The sequence below is a fragment of the Bacteroides cellulosilyticus DSM 14838 genome, assembly GCF_000158035.1.
GTDB lineage: Bacteria > Bacteroidota > Bacteroidia > Bacteroidales > Bacteroidaceae > Bacteroides > Bacteroides cellulosilyticus.
The window spans coordinates 179,506-183,598 of sequence record NZ_EQ973492.1 but is presented as its reverse complement, the minus strand read 5'-3'; the positions used below and the strand labels follow the sequence as shown (position 1 = coordinate 183,598).

Here is a 4,093-nt window from a genome sequence, read left to right as displayed (position 1 = left end):
CAGATGTCATAAGCCGAAGTTATCACACTGCCGTATTTAGATTTCCAACGCATCGGGTCCTTCCCTACCTCTCCGTTGCGCTCCATACCTCGCGGGAAAATCCAGATATTACTACGGGTATCTTCTTTCCAATCCATAGTACGACCGGTTATTATCATATTATTATCCCCCTGATAGACTACACGGGTACAAGCATTCAAATGATTTACAGATACTCCAAAGAGTGTAATCATGAATACCATACTATAAAGAACATTCACTTTTCGCATAATTGATTCATGTTAAGTTGTTAGTTAATTTGCAGTATAAACAAACAATCACATTGCAAAGTTCTTAAAATGAATAGATACATATTCAAATTTCTCAGACATGAGATCAAAGGAAATTGAAAGGACTAGAAAGCAAAACATCATAATAATAGCAAAACAGTTAATATACACTCATCATGGTAGCATTTCAATATGTTTAGTGACATACTATATTTCACATATTTACTTTCCAGCATATTCTATGAATAAAATGATTATAACAATGCGCTATTTCAGTATATATTTGCAGTTTTAACTGCTTTTTATGCAGAAAAGGGTTACTACTTATGATTGATATGGTTACTAGATATGGGCAAAAAGGTTACTACATACCAACAAAAGGGTTACTACATATCAGAATTTGCCTTATTGATATTATATTTCCCACTTATTAGTGCGTTTATTTCATCCAGAATAAATGTAAGTATTTTGATACCACATTAACTATCTGACGTTTATTCATTTTCGTTTGCACGCTTCCAATCCTATTGACCTCCGGACAGAAATAGTACATTCTCAGTCAACTAAAAATACAAATTGTCAAAATGACAATACTAAATACAAGATTACCTCAATCATCTATTAATCAAACAAATAAGCATAATTCACACAAATTTATGTCAGAATCACATATCCCCAATTAATCAAATATTCATACGCGCATGTATAATTAGTAAATTCGCACTATAAAATAATAAATAAAAAACAAGCAAATGAAAATTAGGCTAACGCAACTGACAAATTCTCTAAATATCCCACATATGAAATATTCCAGATTACTCACAGCAATCATGATGCTTACAGGAGTGCTGACCGCATGCTCGGATCAAGAAAACGAACAGGACGGTGCGAACGAACGAACAGCACTGAGTATTAACGCCGGTATCGGCGTTATCCCTGCCAGCACGTCCTCTGCAACCACCCGTGCCACAGATGCTTCCTGGCAAGCGAATGATGCCATCGGTATAGTGATGCTGGATGCCGGAACCAACACTGTGACCGAAGGAAAGGCCAATTACCGTTATATTACCACAACCGGAAACGGCAGTTTTACCCCGGACGGAAAGGAGCATACCGCCTATTATCCCACCGCAGGCGCCCAGGTGGACGTACTGGCTTACTATCCCTACACCACAACCATATCAGCAGGCAGTTTGAATATTCCTGTGGACGTAAGCGATCAGAGTAATCTGGCAGCTATCGACCTAATGACAGCCGAGAAAGTAACCGGACGCTCGTCGAAGGCGCCGGACGTGTCACTCATGTTCACACACCGCCTATGCAAACTCGTGCTGAAAGTGGTAAAAGACGAAACAACTTCCGACGTGACGTTGACAGGTGCCACAGCCATACTGGCAGGTACAGCCACCACCGGAAACTGGAACCTGATAACGGAAAAACTCAGCATGGAAGGAGAAGCAAGAGACCTGACACTCCCCCTCTCTGCTAATGGAACCATTGCTACCGCCATCGTGATGCCCACCCAAGCCGGAGACGGAAAAAGCATCACCGTGACCACCGCTGACGGCAAGAGTTACACCGCCACAATTGCCGCCAACCTCGCTCTGGCCGCCGGAACAGTGAACACATACACCATGACACTGCACCGCAACCAGGCCAGCATCACTGCCGGCATCACACCGTGGACAGACGGTACCACCGTGCCACTGGAAAGCCTGCACATAGAAGTACCCGCTGACGCCACCGCCAACGGACTGACCACCTTCGAAATGTGGCGCAACCAGGCACAGAAGACGGATACACGCATCTATACTTTCAGCAACAACGGAAACAGCGGAACCGGCACCTGGACTGCCACTCCAAAGCCTTTCTACATTGAAGAGATCGCCACAACCGACCATTTCTACGCCCTTCACACGCCCGCCGATGACCGGAAAGATGGTCTGACCGGGCTGAAAGACCTCCTTGCCACCGGCCCCGCATCACTACAGCCTTCCGCTACGGGAAGTATCGCCAATAGCCTCTCCCTCAATTTCAAGCACCTGATGGCGCAGCTCACCGTAACACTGGCACCCGGCAAGGACTTCCCCACCGGCGTATCAACGGAAGGAGCCACCGTTATCTTGCCCGAAATGATCTCAGGATACACCTTGGACGGCATTACCCTGACGGCAGACGATACAAAGAAGACCGGATACAAAAACATAACCGTAACTTCGGGACGGACAGCCATCCTCACCGTAGTTCCGCAAACGTTGTCCCAAGGAACTGAAATCAGCGTAAAACTAACCGGTGGAAACACCTATAAGACAACATTGGGCAAGGCCGTAGCATTAAGTGCAGGTAACAAAACCAGCATCAACCTCACTATCAGCCCGACGCAAACGGCAATCAGCGTTTCAGTGAATCCATGGACAGACACCGATGCCGTCGCCCAAAACATCACCATCGAAGGAATAGAGACAGGAAGCGCCACGGGAAGCTATGAGTCCGCAGACAAAGACTTACTGGTACTGACCGGCACCAACGAGACTATCCCCACCGAAAAGTATACCGCCAGTTACATATATAATAAGGTGAACAACCAATGGAACTCCAACGCCCCTCTCTATTGGGACAGCTTCAGCCAATTCGCCGCTGCAAAGGCAAAAGGCGGCAGTGCAGACGCAGCAGGCGACAATACAGGCAATGCAGACAGCAACACGCCCTGCACCTTCCGCTTTGACGCCCTCATCACTCCCGCCGTCACACCCACGGAAGCACGAATAGCCTGTGGTGCAGTGAAAGATTACCTGCAAGGATCGCTCACTGCCACCACTTTCGGTACACCACTCAGTTTCCGGCTAAGCCATCTCATGGCGCAAATCAGCGTGACACTGAAACCGGGTATCGGATATACGGCGGAAGACCTGAGCCAAAACGTCACCGTACACTTGTACGGGTTGCATACCCTGACCGACGAAGGCGTGGAAACTGACGGCACCCTGATCCTAAGCAAAGAGGCCGCATCTTCTCCATTAAAGATGAACAAGGCGGCAGAAGCAAACGTTGAAGGAAACTTCACGTACACTGCCCTTGTGGCTCCGCAGACTATCGTCCAGGGAAATCTCGTCGCACGCATCACCCTCACTGCACAGGAGGCGGACGGAACGACACCCGTCAGCCTGAACTACGATTACCGTGCGGGAAGTAACGGATTCGTCTACCGTGCCGGACAGAACAATAAACTGGTGCTCACCGTCAGCAAGGCGGGCGTGAGCGCAGTGTTCACCCTGACGGACTGGGATGATTCGCAAGAGGCCACCGAGGGGGATGTAACGGTAGATTAGAGCCGCACCACCCTTTAGATTAAGAACAACTTAAATAGTAAGAAATATAATAATAAATAAGTTTTGTATATAGCCTCAAAGGCTTTAGAGCTATTGCGTAGGGGCTTTCGGGCTGACAAGCTATATGCAGGACGTGAATAATAAATTAACAAAAACAGTATGAACAAGCTAAGTTTTAAAATCAGCACCTTGCTGGCAGTTGCAGTTCTTTTTGCCGCGTGCAGCAATGACGAGACATTAACGCCCGAAACTGACGGACAAGTAGACATCAGCACTCGCGTGAATGCGGGTAACGAGGCTACGGCCGAAGGCACCTACGCACCAACAGACGGTACCCAACTCTTCCTTTATTACAAGGAGATGGGCAATGCCGACGACAACGGCACCTTCACCTACACGAACAACAAATGGGAAAATACCCGGAAACTCTACTGGGACGACCTGACGTCCGTAACCGTAGGAGACGTGCAAGCCTACCCCTTCTTCGCCGCATCA

The 4,093-nt window shown here is 47.5% G+C and carries 3 protein-coding genes; 2 read left to right on the top strand and 1 reads right to left on the bottom strand.

Features of this window, described 5'->3' with window-relative positions; genetic code table 11:
- Nucleotides 1-233 (bottom strand): linear amide C-N hydrolase (locus tag BACCELL_RS18745; RefSeq protein ID WP_211211344.1); only part of this gene is annotated, 233 nt, incomplete at its 3' end.
- A gap of 836 nt (nt 234-1,069) precedes the next feature.
- Here BACCELL_RS18745 and BACCELL_RS25795 point away from each other — a divergent pair.
- Together BACCELL_RS25795 and BACCELL_RS26940 are read left to right on the top strand one after the other, a co-directional pair.
- On the top strand, nt 1,070-3,598 hold the full coding sequence (locus tag BACCELL_RS25795) for a fimbrillin family protein (RefSeq protein ID WP_169309607.1): 2,529 nt from the start codon (nt 1,070-1,072) through the stop codon (nt 3,596-3,598).
- Nucleotides 3,599-3,757: 159 nt separating this feature from the next.
- Nucleotides 3,758-4,093 (top strand): hypothetical protein (locus BACCELL_RS26940; RefSeq protein WP_007213569.1); only part of this gene is annotated, 336 nt, incomplete at its 3' end.

What these genes read in the sequence shown, in the direction of transcription:
- BACCELL_RS25795 (WP_169309607.1), top strand. Translation starts at nt 1,070, where the DNA reads ATGAAATATTCCAGATTACTCACAGCAATCATGATGCTTACAGGAGTG.